A 15,385-nucleotide genomic window follows, 5' to 3' on the forward strand; every position below is an offset into this window, starting at 1 on the left:
ATCAGCGGCTTGCTTACTGAGTTGAACTGAATTACAAGAATCATAAAGATCAATCCAAGGGCAACAAGACCTGCTACGCCGAGGAATGAAGAAGTCTCTGCCTGATCTTCCTGTGCTCCGGTCATCTTGATCGTTACACCATCGGGAATCGAAAATGACTTCAGCCTGTTTTTGATATCAGCCACTACTTCGTTCTCGTTGTAATCGCTCAATACGTTTGACGACAGTGTGATGACACGTTTCTGATCAATGCGTTTGATACCTGCAAAGCTGTTCGAATATTCGATCGTTGCAAAAGATGACAACGGCACCTGACGTATCGCTCCGGCCATCGCCATATCGCGATAGGTTACCGGCAGGTTCATCAACGTGTTGATGTCGTTTCGCTGATCTTCTTTGATGCGCAGCTCAATCGGGTAATCATCGTTCTCATCGCGGAAGCGAGATACTTCTTCACCATATATAGCCGTGTTCAATGTACTACCGATCGTTCCGGTAGATATACCCTCGCGGTTTGCTTTTTCACGATCGATCTTGATGACGATCTCCGGCTTATCGCTCTGGAAATCGGACTTCAGTTCTTCCACACCAGGAACCTGCAATGAATCGAGGTAGCGTTTGGCGCGATCGGCTGTAGACACCAGCAAATCAAAATTATCGGCAGCAATTTCAATGTTTACCGGTTTACCCGTTGGAGGTCCACCCTGTTCCTGGTCAACTGAAACTTCAGCACCTTTTATACCTTTTACAGCTTCGCGTATTTTGGTCAGGTACTCTTTCGAAGAACGGCCATTGCGTTTGGCAAAGTCTACAAAGGCAACGGTAACTTTTCCAAGATGTGGTTGTACCTGTGCACCTGAGAACTGATCTTCGGCAGCACCTATCGATACGTTCGAGATAATGGATTCTACCATCGATGTATCTTTCCCTATAACCTTGATTACTTTATCCTCCACAATATTGGTAATGGAATCAGTTACACGCTGATCGGTACCGATTGGCATTCGGACATAGGTAAATATAAAGTTCGGATCACCCTGTGGGAAAAACACAACCGGAGGTTTGCGTATACCCGTAAACACAATGGAGAAGATGAACAGCACGATAACGCTAACCACTACACCAATCGGTCTCCATCCTTCCAGGCACCAGGTGATCATCTTTTCATAACCACGCTGTACAGAAGGCCATGCCCTGGTCTGAAACGCAGAGATAACGCGTTCGAGCAGGAAACGATGCAAAGAGTATATACCGAAAATGAATATCGTAAAGTTACCCATACCGAACGAGCCGGTGATGTAGAAGAGTATAGCTATAGCAATGAACACCACGGCCGATATTTTGTACCCTTTGGTAAACTTCGGATTATTTTCATGGTCGTGATCGTGCGGCTTCATGAAGTCGGCAGCAAATACCGGGTTCATGATATAGGCCACCACGAGTGAAGCAAGCAAGGCTACGATCAATGTTACCGGCAGGTAAAACATAAATTTACCGATAACACCTGGCCAGAAAGCCAGCGGCACAAACGGAGCTAATACCACCAGTGTACCTGACAATACCGGCATGAACACTTCACCGGCAGCGATCTTTGCAGCTTTACGGATCGGCACTTTGCCATTATCAAATACACGGTGCGTATTTTCAATCACCACAATCGCATCGTCCACCACAATACCTAACGCGAGCAGGAACGAGAACAGCGTCATCATGTTCAGCGTAAAACCCAGTGTGGGGAATGTAAGGAATGCTATAAAGCTCGACAGTGGCACCGACAGACCTACGAAGATTGCGTTGGTTGCTCCCATGAAGAACATGAGAATGATTGTTACAAGCACAAATCCGATGATAATGGTATTGATCAGATCGTGCAATGTCATGCGCGTGTTATCTGACTGATCGGCTGTGATCGTAATTTTCAGTCCTTTCGGAAGAATAGTGTCTTCGTATTCTTTTACAATCTCGTTGATCTTATCAGAAGCATGGATCAGGTTTTCGCCACCGCGTTTTACAACGTTCAGGGTCACTACGTTCTTCTCGTCCAAACGGGCAAAGCTCTCCTGCTCTTTGTGTGTATCCGAAACTTCGGCTACATCGCGCAGATATACTTTACCGCCTTTGGTACCACCTACTACTATACCGCCCATTTGCTCGGCAGAAATAAATTCACCGTTCACACTCATTGAACGCTTCATACCATCCACTGAAAGCTGACCACCGGCGATGATTACGTTCTCATATTTTATAGCATTGGAGATATCCGTAAGGCTTACACCTGCCAATGCAGATTTATAGAGGTCTACGTTTACCTGTATCTCACGATCCAGGGCACCTACTATATCTACACGGCGTATCTCAGTGAGCGATTCAATGCGGTCTTGCATCTGCTCGGCATACTTCTTCAGTGTTTGAAGATCGTAATCACCCGAGAGGTTGATGTTCATGATTGGTACTTCCGAGATATCGACATCGATCACTTGCGGATCGTCATCAAGATCGGTAGGCAAATCTTTCTTCGCCTTGTCCACCGCTTCCTGCACTTCACGCTTCGCTTCCTTTACTTCCACATCGGTCTGGAACTCGATGATCACGTTGGAGAAGTTCTGCAATGAGTTGCTGGTAATCTTCTTAACACCGGCAATGGATTTCACCTGCTTCTCGATCTGTTTGGAGATCAGGTTCTCGATATCTTCCGGTGCACCCGGATATACAGTGGATACATATATCTGCGGAAACACTACCTCCGGAAAGTTTTCTTTCGGCAGACTGTTATATGTCATAATACCTGCCAGGCAGATGATGATCGTAGCCACATAAATGGCTATCTTGTTATCAATCGACCAACTGGTGGGTTTAAATTCCTTTTCTACATCATGCATAAGATTGAATGTTAGGGGTGTGGAATTCTTTTATACTATATTTTGATGACCTGGCCATCGTTAAGACCCTGGTAACCGAATGTAATTACTTTGTCACCGGTTTCAAGACCTTTTACCTGTGCAAGATTGTCGTATACACCTTCTACCGTAACTACTTTTTTACGGGCAACAGTCTGCTTGCCTTCGGTAACAGCTACGAATACGATCTTCTCTTTGTTAACTTCCTGCACCACGTTTACAGGCACCACCAGTGTAGAAGCTTCAGTATGGAAAATTACTTTCAGAATACCTGTCATGTTCGGACGGAGGTCAGCATTGGAAGGTAATTTTACTTCTACCGGGAATGTGCGTGAAAGCGGATCGATTGTCTTTCCGACAAACGTCACTTTAGCGGTGATGTCTTTCTTCAGCTCCGGTATAGTTACCACAGCCTTGTTACCCGGGTGCACATTGGTTACATAAGCTTCCGAAATGTTGGCAACCAGTTTCAGGTCAGACGTATTTACTACGCGAACGGCAGGCAGACCGGGAGAAATATTCTCTCCAATCTTCACCATAACGTGGTCTACCGTACCTGCAATGGGCGATTTGATGCGGGTCATGTCGTTCTGTTGTTGTAATGACTCCAGTTGTTTCTCCAGACTTTCCTTGTTAGTCTTTGCCTGCAGGTATTGAACTTCTGTACCGATCTTCTGATCCCACAGATTTTTCTGACGCTCGAAAACAGTTTTGGCAAGCTCAAGCTGTGCTTTCTGCGCTTCGATGTTGCGCAGAATAACGGAGTTGTCAATCTGAGCCAACACCTGACCTTTGGATACGTGCTGGCCTTCTTTTACAAATACGGCCGTAACTACGCCCATAGATTTGGCACTTACCATGATATTATCTTCAGCATCTACACTGCCTTGTGTCTGCACATAGTGATCAAATTTGCGAGGCGCGAGTTCAGTGATTGATACTTCTTTTGATTTTACCTTCGTGGCAGCAGAATCCGGATTCGCTTTGGCGATCTCCGCTTCCAGCTGTTGTATCTGTTTGGTGATCTCAACCTGCTGCGTTTTCAGTTTTTCAAGCTGTGCTTTTTTATCATCGGGAGAAGCAGCGCTGCAGGCAGCGAGTACTCCAGCAATGGCGATGACTGATAAGCGGGTATATATCGTTGATTTCATATAGTTGTGTTTTTTCGTTAGGGGTTTTACAGGCATTTATTTTTGAGGTTGTGCTGCAGTATATTTAGCGGGATCGATCCTGGCGTACGCTTTATCGAGATCTACCTTGGCAATGATCGCATCGTACAGTGCATTGTAGTAATTTACCTGCGCCTGTCGTAAGCTGTTCTCTGCATCCGTTACTTCGATGTTCGAGCCAACACCTTGTTCATATTTGATCTTGGTTACGCGCGCTACTTTTTCAGCAAGTCGCATATTCTCTTCCTGCGATTTCAACGTTTCAATAGAGTTCTTATAGGTTGTTGTGTTCTGCTGAATGTTCAGATCTATATTTTGTTTCAATGAGTTGTAATTGTTTTCGATTTTCAGCAAGGCAAGTTTTGATTGCTGTATCTTATAATTGCGTTGCAAACCACTGAACAACGGTATATTCAATGACAACCCATAAGTAGAAAATGAGTACCACTTATCAGGGCCAATCCTGCCATTATCAGTAAGATTTGTATTGGTTTTAAACAGTCCTCCAATATTGGGCGATTGCGTAGAATACCCGAGGTTGGCAAAGGCTGAAAGACTCGGCAGCGAAGCTGAATACTGATTTTTTACATCCAGTTCCTGCAGTTTGCGTTGCGTATCAAGCACTTTAAACTCAATGCGATTTTTATAGTCCCAGTTTTGTTGATATTCATTAAACAGATCTTCATCTACCTGAAGTGTCTTTAATGTACCCTCTACTGCCAATGGCTTATCCATGGGATAATTCATTTGGAACTTTAGAAGACTCAGGCTGAGGTTCTGCATGTTCAGAAACTTCAAACGTTCGGCTTTAAGATTATTCAAGGTTACCTTGGTTCTGTCTACATCAATTTCTTCTGCAAAACCATTCTTGTTCAAAGCAGTTGTGCTGCGCAAGAGTGAGTCGACACGGGCAATATTATTATCGAACAAAATGATACGCTCGTTGTTAATAAGCACGGCATAGTATGCCTTTGTAACAGCTTCAACAACCTGTATCTGGGTTTGCTCTTCTGTTTTATACGAGAGCTCTTTATAGGTACTCGCAGCTTTCAATCCCACCAGGTATGAACTGTTGAACAATAACTGGTTGATGGTTACGCTGGCGTTTCCACTGCTCTTCAGCTGGAAGAAGTTCTGAGATGCAACGATATCAGTAGGCTGAACTCCGGGAACATCCAGGTTCGGGTTTCCATTTTCATCTACACCGGAGAATCCCTGCGCTGTTTGATACGTTGAAAAGAATCGCGGAAGTTTTTGATTGTGCTGTAATGCAACACTTCCACTAATCTGCGGAAGCCCTATACCACGTGTTTCCTTTACTTTTGCCTCGGAAATCTGTGCATCGATACGGGCATTCTTTACATTGACAGTATTTTCTAATGCATACTTGATGCACTGGTCTAATGTAAAAGAAGAAGTCGAATCCACGGACTGGGCATTTACCCACAACGGCACAGCCAGACTAAACAATACAATTTGATAAAAGCGTTTCATACTCAGGGGTTATTATATATTATCGGTTTACTATTTCTGCGGGTTTAAATTCTCTGCATTTTTCGTATAGCTTCTTTCCTTGCTCCGTTACAACGCCATACACAAAATGATCGAATATCTGCATCTGTACTTCCGCGAACTTGAATTTGTCCAGCGGAAACGTTTTGTCATCGAACGTAATCTCCACCAACGCCATCCTCATAATGCTCACAATCTCTGCGTTGACTTCGGGCCGGTAATTTCCTTCAGCAATTCCCTGGTCAACGTTTCGTTTGATGGACTCATACACGCATCGCTGTTTAAAATCCTGCCACACCGCCCACGCCTTGGGATAGTATTTCTGCAGGTCGAAGAGCAGCGAAGTGTTCATTTCCTCCACATTCTTTTTCATGCAGGTAGAAAGCCGCGCCAGCTCGTCAATGGCATTTACAGCCAGTCTGTGAGCTTCTTCCATTTCGCGCTGGTTCTCTTCCAGGAGTTCCCGAAACACCAGCGTTACAATATCTTCCTTATCAGCAAAGTGCTGGTAAAGGGTCTTTTTGGAAACAGACAAGTGACGGGCGATATCGTCCATCGAAATGCTGCGCACACCATACTTCATGAAGAGACCTGCTGCCCCTTTCAATATTTTTTCCCGGGTGTTTGAATCTTCCATAGGGTAGCAAAACTATGGAAACTTTTTTCATATTAAAAGTTTCCAACGTTTCCTTTTACGGCAAAACTTCGTGTAGGTTGAGTTTTTAGCGAATTTTCAGGGTATTTTTTTCGCGAAGCGGCTTATCAATCGTGTGAAGTGTCTGATTTCGCCTCTGAAGTACGTTCTTCAAAGCGACACCATTTTTCCTTCATTCTCCGCTTAAATTCCTCCCGCTGCTCGGCCGGCATGCTGGAAAATTTCTCATAAAAACGTTGCTTCCAATACGGAGCCGGCCCGTGAGCAGGGTAATGATGGCGTTTGCCACCCCATCCCCAAAACAAGATCTTGCTTAAAATTAACAGGCCAAGAGCCTGCCAGTAGGTAATGATTGGTCCGTTAAATAATGTCGGTACAAGCCAGTTCCACAAGACCATGGTTACCAGCCCCAACACCGTTATGGCCAGTATTCCCACCAGTATACATTTCAAAACTTCTTCTTTTCTCATAGCTGTGGCAGCTTAAATATCATTATACAATCGTTGCAATTTTTTTCGGAGCGCTAAAATAGCATATCGTTTCCGCGACAATAAAGTATTGATGGAAACGCCGGTTTCTTCTGCTATATCGCGGAAGCTGCGCTCTTCTATTTCATTTAAAATAAAGATCTCGCGTTGTTCAGATGGAAGTTCATCAAGCGCTTCCATAATAGCTTCCCAAATGGCTTCCCGGAGGTACGAATCTTCGGGCGTGTTGCCCAGGTCGGGCAAAATTTCCTGCAAGGAGATGGGGGCATCTTCTTCCTGCGTAGCCATGCCCGCAAAGTCGGCACGTTGCGGGCGGGCGGCTTCTCTGCGGTAGCGGTCTATAATTTTATTTCGTGCTACTGAAAATAACCATGAAGTAACGCGGTCGATAGACTCGATCGTTTCATAGCCGGCTACGAACTGATAGAACACATCCTGCAGAATGTCTTCGGCCTCTTCCACAGTAGACACACGATTGCGTATGAAGCTCAGCAACCTGTCTTTCTCCTTCAGAAATGTCTGTTCTTTTATTTGCATGGCTAATTCCATCGCCTTACACTGCTTTATTTAGCCTGAAAGACGGTGCTATTTCATGTTTTATTTTAGAAGCCCGAAAAATAGTAGGCGAACAGCCGCTGCCAGTCGGTAAGATATTTTAATTTGTCGGTCTGCATAATCATGACTGTTCAAACATCCAGGCTATTCTATACTCAGGTCGGTAACGGTACTAAAACGCTTCTGCTCTTTCATGGTTTCGGGCAGGATCATCGTGTGTTTACAAGCCTTGCTCACGCACTCTCCGACCGCTACACCTGCTATCTGTTTGATCTATACTATCATGGCCAAAGTATACGGGAAGAAAATGAACACCCGCTTGAAAAAACAGCGTGGAAAAATATAGTGCAGCAATTTCTGACAGAAAATAGTATAGAATCGTTCTCTGTGCTTGGCTATAGCATGGGGAGTAAATTTGCACTCGCTACACTGGAAGCATTTCCCGCTTCCACCAAAGAGTTATTCCTGCTGGCGCCCGATGGCATCAAGGCTTCTTTTTGGTATAATCTTGCAATATCTCCTTTTATATTCCGCAGACTGTTCAAGAGTATGATCGCTCATCACGATCGATTTCTGACGATTGGCCAATGGCTCAGCAAGGCAGGATTAGTTGACAAGCACCTGCTGCGCTTTGTTGAACACCAGATGAATACCACCGAGAAAAGAAAACGGGTATACTATGGATGGGTCGTCTTCCGAAAATTAAAATTCAACATGAAGAAGATCGCAGCACTGATCAATCAACACAACATCTCCACAACTGTTATTGTTGGTGAACATGATCTGGTGATCCGTCCCGAAAGTGTGAAGAAATTACTGAAGCACGTTGCTGCTCATAAACTTCATGTGCTGCCAACCGGCCATAACCTGCTGGCCGACGAAGAGCTCCTGACGTGTTTACGTTGATACGTGTGTGAGTTAATACGTTGAATACAGAACGTACTAACGTGTCAACATAAACACGTACCAACGTAATCACATTTCTATGAATTATTGTATTTTTGCGCACTCAAATCCGAGTATAATCCAATGATCTTATTCTTTCGTTCGAAAGCCAACACCATTTACGCGGTTGGCACGGTACAGCCTTTGCAAAATTCAGATGTTCAGAAACTTACCTGGCTTTTTGGCAACGCTGAACCGCTCGCTGAAAAAACACTTTCCGGATATTTTATCGGCCCGCGCAAAGAAATGATCACTCCGTGGAGTACCAATGCAGTGGAGATTACCCAAACCATGGGCATTGCCGGCATTCAGCGCATCGAAGAATTTTATGCTGTGGAGACGGATGCCGTAAAGCACGACAAGATGCTGCAGGTATTGTACAAGTCGCTGGATCAGGATCTGTTCACGATCCACCACACACCGGAACCTCTGCTTGAGATTGACAACATCGCAGCTTACAACGAGAAAGAAGGGCTCGCCTTGAGCAGTGTAGAGATCGAATACCTGGAAGACGTTAGCAGGCAGTTAGGTCGAAAGCTTACCGATAGCGAAGTGTTCGGCTTCTCGCAGGTAAATTCAGAGCACTGCCGCCATAAGATATTCAACGGCACCTTTATTATTGATGGAAAAGAAAAAGAGTCTACACTCTTTCAACTGATCAAGAAAACTTCGAAGGAAAATCCGAACTACATCGTATCAGCGTATAAAGACAACGTTGCTTTCATAAAAGGTCCCGTTATTGAGCAGTTCGCTCCTGCCCGACAAGATATAGCCGACTTCTTCACTATTCAAGATATACCTTCTGTAATCTCACTGAAGGCGGAGACACACAACTTCCCTACTACAGTTGAGCCTTTCAACGGTGCAGCTACCGGTTCGGGCGGTGAAATTCGTGATCGCCTGGCAGGCGGAAAAGGTGCTTTGCCACTGGCTGGTACTGCGGTATATATCACTTCGTATCCACGCCTTGAAAACGGAAGGCCGTGGGAAAAGAAATTTGAGGCACGCAAGTGGTTGTATCAATCACCGGAAGAAATCCTCATCAAAGCATCCGATGGTGCTTCTGACTTCGGTAACAAATTCGGGCAACCGGTAATTACCGGAAGCGTGCTCACCTTCGAGCACATGGAAGATGGCAAGAAGTACGGCTTCGATAAAGTAATTATGCTGGCCGGTGGTATAGGCTTCGGCAAAGAAAAAGACAGTAAGAAAGAACACCTCGAAGCAGGCGATAAAATTGTATTGCTGGGTGGCGACAACTATCGCATTGGTATGGGTGGAAGTGCTGTATCATCGGTAGCTACCGGTGAATATGGAAATGCCATTGAGCTCAATGCCATTCAACGCTCAAATCCGGAAATGCAGAAGCGTGTGATGAACGCGATCCGCGCCATGGTAGAGGCTGGTGTAAATCCGATTGTATCCATTCACGATCACGGAGCGGGAGGCCACTTCAATTGCCTGTCTGAATTACTGGAAGAAACCGGAGGCACCATCCACATCGATAAACTTCCTGTAGGCGATCCTACCCTTTCTGACAAAGAAATTATCAGCAATGAATCGCAGGAACGCATGGGCCTCGCGATCAAGCAGAAAGATATAGAGTTGCTGAAGAAAGTATCGGAACGTGAACGCGCTCCGATGTACGTTATCGGTGAGGCTACAGGCGATCATCGTTTACATTTTGAAAAGAATGGCCATGCGAAAAAGACGATCGACTTCGAAGTGAAGCATTTGCTTGGGTCATCGCCAAAAACTGTTTTAACCGATCAGACTAAAAACACGTCATACAAACCGCTGCAGTACGACACGGCCAAGGTTCAGGAGTACCTGGAACAAGTACTTCAACTGGAGGCTGTAGCCTGTAAAGATTGGTTGACGAATAAAGTCGATCGCTCCGTTACAGGTAAAGTAGCTACGCAGCAAACCTGCGGCCCGGTTCAATTGCCATTGAACAACGTTGGCGTTATGGCCCTGGATTACAGCAGTCATAAAGGCGTAGCAACTTCGATTGGTCATGCTCCCGGCGCTGCGCTAGTTGATCCGGTGGCCGGTAGTAAACTGGCTATAGCCGAGTCGCTCACCAACATCGTGTGGGCTCCGCTTGCGCATGGTTTAAAAGGTGTATCGCTTAGCGCTAACTGGATGTGGCCAGCCAAGCAGGAAGGCGAAAATGCAAGACTATATAAGGCTGTTGAAGCCGTAAGTGATTTTGCCATCGGTCTGGGGATAAATATACCTACCGGTAAAGATTCACTTTCCATGACGCAGAAGTATCCGAATGGCGAAGTGGTATACTCTCCCGGCACGGTTATCATTTCCGCAGCAGGTGAAGTAAGCGATATCTGCAAGACTATATCTCCCGTATTGGAACCTGAAGAAGGTTCTAAAATTATACTTATCGATTTCTCAGGTGATGACCGCAAGCTCGGAGGCAGCAGCTTTGCCCAGATACTAAATCTGCTGGGCAACGAAGTGCCTACGGTAACGGATGCCGCTGCTTTTGCCAAAGCGTTCGAAAGCATTCAGCAACTGATCCATCAGAATTTGATTCTGGCAGGACATGATATCTCCGAAGGTGGATTGATCACAGCATTGCTCGAAATGTGTTTCGCACAACCCGGTGTAGGGTTAACCCTGAATCTTTCAGCTATAGCGGACGATATTGTGAAAGTACTCTTCGCAGAAAACCCGGGGGTAATTATCCAGGTAAAAGACGATAACCAAGCTATTGCATTACTCGATCAGCAAGGTGTTCGCTATAGTATACTCGGTCATGTAAGCCATGAACGTTACGTTACCATCCGCCATCAGCAGGAGCTGTTGAAATTCAATGTAGATGAACTTCGCGATGTATGGTATAAAACGTCTTACCTGCTCGACAGCAAGCAGCGCGATGCCGCACACGCAGAGCAACGCTATACTCACTACAAACACCAGGTATTGCAATATACTTTCCAGCCAAAGTTTGATGGAACGTTTAAAACGTATGGTATAGATCCTGCCCGCAGAAAGGCTTCCGGATTGAAGGCTGCCATCATGCGCGAAAAGGGTGTGAACGGCGATCGCGAGATGGCATACTCACTCTATTTGGCAGGCTTCGATGTAAAAGATATACACATGACCGACCTTGTATCGGGTCGTGAAGATCTTTCAGATGTTAACCTCATTGTATTTGTAGGAGGCTTCTCCAACTCCGATGTATTAGGTTCAGCAAAAGGATGGGCGGGTGCATTCCTGTATAACCCGAAAGCAAAACAGGCACTGGATAATTTCTATAAGCGCAGCAATACATTAAGCCTGGGCGTTTGCAACGGATGCCAGCTTGTAATGGAATTAGGTTTACTGTATCCGGAGATGGGCAACGAACATCCACGCATGCACCACAATGGTTCCGGTAAATTTGAGTCTACGTTCATTAACGTTACCATACCGCAGAACAACTCGGTTATGCTTAACAGCTTTGCTGGCGCACGCCTGGGTGTATGGGTAGCGCACGGTGAAGGTAAATTCCGTCTGCCTGCAGACAAATCGAAATTCCAGGTGGCAGCCGAGTATTCGTATCCTGAATACCCGGGCAACCCGAACGATTCGGATTATTCTGTAGCAGCACTGTGCTCTAAAGACGGCCGTCATCTCGCGATCATGCCTCACATTGAGCGATCATTGTTCCCCTGGAACTGGGCATACTATCCTTCGGAAAGAAAGAATGACCAGATTTCTCCCTGGATTGAGGCTTTCACGAATGCGCGGGAATGGGTGCTAAAAAATTCCTGATGATTTAACAAAAGGTTCCTGCCGGCTGTTGTTCTGACGAACGAATACCCTTATATTCATCATCAGAATAACATGCCGGCTTATGAAGAAGATTGCAATTCCTCTTGTAGTATTGGCACTGCTTACCTCGTGCCTCGGATATAAAGAGCTCCCGGTCGAATACGACTACAGCTATAAAGGCAATTTCAAAAAGTATCGAACCTTCGATATCATGAAGCCTGCAGGTCCTGCAGACTCTACGATGGTAAATGAAGTTATCGAGAAATCTATTGTAGCACGAATGAAGTTTCTCGGCTATAAACAATCCACTACCAAGCCGCATCTCATCATCGGTTTCAAAATGTTTAATGATAGTCTTCGGTTCAATGGCTACAACCAACCGGCTATTGAAGAATGGGTAAAGACACAAAATGATAACATAGAATACGATGCTCAGAAATTTAATCTGAACACCGGCACACTGCTTATCCAGTTCTATGACAGACGTCAGAACCGCTCCATCTGGCAAGGCTATGCTACAACGATGTATGGATCAATAGATTTCAATAACAGCCGCCATCTTCGTAACGCTGTGATCTCCATTCTCGACAAGTATCGTTTTTGGGCCGAAGGTTTCATTGAGGGCACTACCGTCTCAAGCAAAGAAAATGATCTCTAAATTTTTTCGCTTAGGTTAACATTTGTGAAAAATAATTCTACCTTTGCAATCCCAAATTCATGGGACTGACATCGGATCGCCGATTCAGTTGGTAAATTGTCCGATGGTGTAACTGGCAACACGCCTGATTTTGATTCAGGAAAGTCCAGGTTCGAGCCCTGGTCGGACAACGAATTATTAAGAATCCCGCGAGAGCGGGATTCTTTGTTAAACGTTATCTCTTAATCCGATTGCAAAGATTAGCGATAACTTAACCGAAAGCGGGAACCTAACGGCACGACCATGGCAGTTAAAATTTTTAGCGGAAGAGCTACAACCTACCTGGCTGAAAAAATCGCCAATGCCTATGGCGAACGTCTGGGTGAAGTTAACTATCAACAATTCAGTGACGGAGAAATGTCTCCCTATATCACTGAATCCGTTCGTGGCCATGAAGTATTTCTGATCCAATCTACCTTCCCTCCTTCTGATAATCTCATGGAGCTTTTACTGATGGTAGATGCTGCCAAGCGCGCCAGTGCTTCCAGCGTGAACGTAGTGATTCCGTACTTCGGATACGCCCGTCAGGACAGAAAAGACAAACCGCGCGTTGCTATCGCTGCCAAACTGCATGCGAATCTTATCTCTGCCGCCGGTGCCACCCGCATCATGGCTTGCGATTTACACGCTGATCAGATACAAGGTTTCTTCGATATACCAGTAGATCACCTGGATGGTTCCTATATATTTGTTCCGTACCTGAAATCATTGGGACTTTCTGATATTATGTTTGCATCTCCGGATGTGGGCGGTATCAAACGTGCAAGAGCCTTTGCCAAATTCTTCGATGCTGAACTCGCTGTTTGCGATAAGCATCGTAAAGAAGCCAACAAGGTTGATTCGATGCGACTGATTGGTGAAGTAGATGGTAAAGATGTAATTCTGGTGGACGACCTTGTAGATACCGCCGGTACAATCTGCAAAGCCGCAGCGCTTTTGAAAGAGAAAGGTGCCAAGTCAGTGCGTGCAGTATGTACACATGGTGTGCTATCGGGCAAAGCATATGAAAACATCGACAACTCGTTGTTGGAAGAACTGGTGGTATCAGATACAATTCCGTTGAGAAAAGAGAGCCCGAAAATAAAAGTACTTTCTGTTTCAACGCTGTTCGCCAAAGCGATCCGCAAGATCCACGACAACGAATCGATCAGTTCACTGTTCATCAAACTTTAATTCAGAAACTTTTAATTAAACAATTATATACTATGAAAACTGTTGAGATTATAGGGTATAAAAGAGCAAATCTCGGCAAGGCTGGTTCCCAAAAGTTACGGGATGATGGTCTTGTTCCCTGTGTACTGTACGGAGGAAATGAGCAAGTTCACTTCTGTTCTCCCATGATCCTGTTCCGCGACCTGGTGTATACCAACGAGGCACACTTCGTACACGTGAACATTGAAGGTGAAGAATGTCAGGCTATTCTTCAGGAAGTTCAATTCCACCCGGTAAGTGAAGTAATTCTTCACGCTGACTTCCTTCGCATTTCAGAAGACAGAAAGATCAAGATGAGCATTCCTACCCGTTTGGTGGGCACTGCACCGGGTGTTTCCAAAGGAGGTACACTCGTGCGCAAACGCGCTTCATTGAAAGTGTATGGCTTCCCGAAAGATATGCCTGATCATATCGATGTAAATGTATCAAGCCTCGATTTTCACCACGCTATTAAAGTTGGTGATATGAAGATTGAAGGACTTGAGTTCCTCGATCCGAAGCAAGCTACTATCGCCGCTGTTGAAGTGCCCCGCGCTGCTAAAATGGCTGCTGACGAAGCTGCTGCTGCCGCGGCTGCCCCTGCTGAAGGTGCTGCTCCTGCTGCCGGTGCCAAGAAGGCTGAAGCTCCTAAGAAAGAAGAAGGTAAAAAGTAATTTTACCCCAAGCTATAAGTCAAAATCCTTCCCGGCTTCGGGAAGGATTTTTTGTTTATTATCAATTCAGATAGAATCTTTGGTGGCTTGAAATGCGCTGCCATTTTTTGAAACCACTTTTAAAATATCATCATGAAATATCTGATCGCAGGACTCGGCAATATCGGACCGGAATATGAGCTTACCCGCCACAATATAGGCTTCCTGGTGCTTGACCAACTGGCTGATCAGCATAAGGCTACATTTACAACGGACAGGCTGGCGGAAAAAGCAGACTTTAAGTTCAAGGGCCGCAGTATACATCTGATCAAGCCTACTACCTATATGAACCTGAGCGGTAAAGCTATAGCATATTGGTTGCAGGATTTAAAGATACCGAAAGAAAACCTGCTCGTGATTGTAGATGATCTCGCATTGCCATTTGGAAGTCTGCGTATGCGCACCAGGGGAAGTTCTGCCGGACACAACGGACTCAAGAATATAGAACAGCTTCTCTCTGGTCAGGATTACCCACGCCTTCGGTTTGGTATCGGTAATGATTTTGGAAAAGGTCAGCAGGTAGATTTTGTACTCAGCAATTTCTCGCAGGATGAATTCAAGCAACTTCCGGAGGTTATCAATAAAGCGAATGAGATGGTGCTTTCATTTTGCACGATCGGTGCCGAGCGTACAATGAATCATTTTAACAAGTAAATTATTTCCCACAGAAATCACAGATTGGCACGGAAGAATACACAGAATATATACTTAACTCTTTGTGAAACTTTGAGCTTTCTTCGTGATCCTTTGTGCAATAGGATTTTTACTCACAGCTAGCAACTCACA

At 45.2% G+C, this 15,385-nt stretch carries 12 protein-coding genes and 1 tRNA gene; 7 read left to right on the forward strand and 6 right to left on the reverse strand.

Annotated elements, in window-relative coordinates; genetic code table 11:
- From V7Q33_RS06450 to V7Q33_RS06475, 6 genes are all read right to left on the reverse strand, one after another.
- Positions 1 to 2,879: efflux RND transporter permease subunit (locus V7Q33_RS06450; RefSeq protein ID WP_333819306.1), on the reverse strand; the 2,879-nt coding region annotated here is incomplete at its 3' end.
- A 35-nt stretch (positions 2,880 to 2,914) separates the two neighbouring features.
- On the reverse strand, positions 2,915 to 4,048 hold the full coding sequence (locus tag V7Q33_RS06455) for an efflux RND transporter periplasmic adaptor subunit (RefSeq protein WP_331982095.1): 1,134 nt from the start codon (positions 4,046 to 4,048) through the stop codon (positions 2,915 to 2,917).
- A gap of 36 nt (positions 4,049 to 4,084) precedes the next feature.
- Entirely contained in the window at positions 4,085 to 5,560 is a 1,476-nt protein-coding gene (locus tag V7Q33_RS06460) for a TolC family protein (protein WP_333819307.1), read from the reverse strand.
- Between the two features lie 19 nt (positions 5,561 to 5,579).
- The gene (locus V7Q33_RS06465) at positions 5,580 to 6,215 is read right to left on the reverse strand and encodes a TetR/AcrR family transcriptional regulator (RefSeq protein WP_333819308.1); all 636 of its coding nucleotides are present in this window, start codon (positions 6,213 to 6,215) and stop codon (positions 5,580 to 5,582) included.
- Positions 6,216 to 6,340: 125 nt separating this feature from the next.
- A complete protein-coding gene (locus V7Q33_RS06470; protein ID WP_333819309.1) occupies positions 6,341 to 6,703 on the reverse strand; it encodes a hypothetical protein in 363 nt (120 codons plus the stop codon).
- Between the two features lie 12 nt (positions 6,704 to 6,715).
- A complete protein-coding gene (locus V7Q33_RS06475) occupies positions 6,716 to 7,270 on the reverse strand; it encodes an RNA polymerase sigma factor (RefSeq protein ID WP_331982107.1) in 555 nt (184 codons plus the stop codon).
- Between the two features lie 129 nt (positions 7,271 to 7,399).
- On the opposite strand from V7Q33_RS06475, the gene V7Q33_RS06480 reads away from it, so the two are divergent.
- From V7Q33_RS06480 to pth, 7 genes are all read left to right on the forward strand, one after another.
- The gene (locus V7Q33_RS06480; protein ID WP_333819310.1) at positions 7,400 to 8,182 is read left to right on the forward strand and encodes an alpha/beta fold hydrolase; all 783 of its coding nucleotides are present in this window, start codon (positions 7,400 to 7,402) and stop codon (positions 8,180 to 8,182) included.
- A gap of 123 nt (positions 8,183 to 8,305) precedes the next feature.
- Entirely contained in the window at positions 8,306 to 11,998 is a 3,693-nt protein-coding gene (gene purL, locus V7Q33_RS06485) for a phosphoribosylformylglycinamidine synthase (RefSeq protein ID WP_333819312.1), read from the forward strand.
- 82 nt (positions 11,999 to 12,080) lie between these two features.
- Positions 12,081 to 12,656, forward strand: a complete 576-nt coding sequence (locus tag V7Q33_RS06490; protein ID WP_331982116.1) for a DUF4136 domain-containing protein — start codon at positions 12,081 to 12,083, stop codon at positions 12,654 to 12,656.
- Positions 12,657 to 12,753: 97 nt separating this feature from the next.
- Positions 12,754 to 12,826 (forward strand) — tRNA-Gln (locus V7Q33_RS06495).
- 112 nt (positions 12,827 to 12,938) lie between these two features.
- Complete coding sequence (locus tag V7Q33_RS06500; RefSeq protein WP_331982119.1) at positions 12,939 to 13,868, forward strand: ribose-phosphate pyrophosphokinase; 930 nt, start codon at positions 12,939 to 12,941, stop codon at positions 13,866 to 13,868.
- A gap of 32 nt (positions 13,869 to 13,900) precedes the next feature.
- A complete protein-coding gene (locus V7Q33_RS06505) occupies positions 13,901 to 14,560 on the forward strand; it encodes a 50S ribosomal protein L25/general stress protein Ctc (RefSeq protein ID WP_333819313.1) in 660 nt (219 codons plus the stop codon).
- 132 nt (positions 14,561 to 14,692) lie between these two features.
- Entirely contained in the window at positions 14,693 to 15,253 is a 561-nt protein-coding gene (gene pth, locus V7Q33_RS06510) for an aminoacyl-tRNA hydrolase (RefSeq protein ID WP_333819314.1), read from the forward strand.
- The last annotated feature ends 132 nt before the right edge of the window (positions 15,254 to 15,385 follow it).

Source organism: Ohtaekwangia sp., assembly GCF_036786105.1.
Taxonomy (GTDB): Bacteria; Bacteroidota; Bacteroidia; order Cytophagales; family Cyclobacteriaceae; genus Ohtaekwangia.

Bases quoted from the DNA above. Each gene is read 5' to 3' on its own strand.
- V7Q33_RS06455 (WP_331982095.1), bottom strand. From the start codon at position 4,048: ATGAAATCAACGATATATACCCGCTTATCAGTCATCGCCATTGCTGGA.
- V7Q33_RS06460 (WP_333819307.1), bottom strand. From the start codon at position 5,560: ATGAAACGCTTTTATCAAATTGTATTGTTTAGTCTGGCTGTGCCGTTG.
- V7Q33_RS06465 (WP_333819308.1), bottom strand. From the start codon at position 6,215: ATGGAAGATTCAAACACCCGGGAAAAAATATTGAAAGGGGCAGCAGGT.
- V7Q33_RS06470 (WP_333819309.1), bottom strand. From the start codon at position 6,703: ATGAGAAAAGAAGAAGTTTTGAAATGTATACTGGTGGGAATACTGGCC.
- V7Q33_RS06475 (WP_331982107.1), bottom strand. From the start codon at position 7,270: ATGGAATTAGCCATGCAAATAAAAGAACAGACATTTCTGAAGGAGAAA.
- V7Q33_RS06480 (WP_333819310.1), top strand. From the start codon at position 7,400: ATGACTGTTCAAACATCCAGGCTATTCTATACTCAGGTCGGTAACGGT.
- purL (WP_333819312.1), top strand. From the start codon at position 8,306: ATGATCTTATTCTTTCGTTCGAAAGCCAACACCATTTACGCGGTTGGC.
- V7Q33_RS06490 (WP_331982116.1), top strand. From the start codon at position 12,081: ATGAAGAAGATTGCAATTCCTCTTGTAGTATTGGCACTGCTTACCTCG.
- V7Q33_RS06500 (WP_331982119.1), top strand. From the start codon at position 12,939: ATGGCAGTTAAAATTTTTAGCGGAAGAGCTACAACCTACCTGGCTGAA.
- V7Q33_RS06505 (WP_333819313.1), top strand. From the start codon at position 13,901: ATGAAAACTGTTGAGATTATAGGGTATAAAAGAGCAAATCTCGGCAAG.
- pth (WP_333819314.1), top strand. From the start codon at position 14,693: ATGAAATATCTGATCGCAGGACTCGGCAATATCGGACCGGAATATGAG.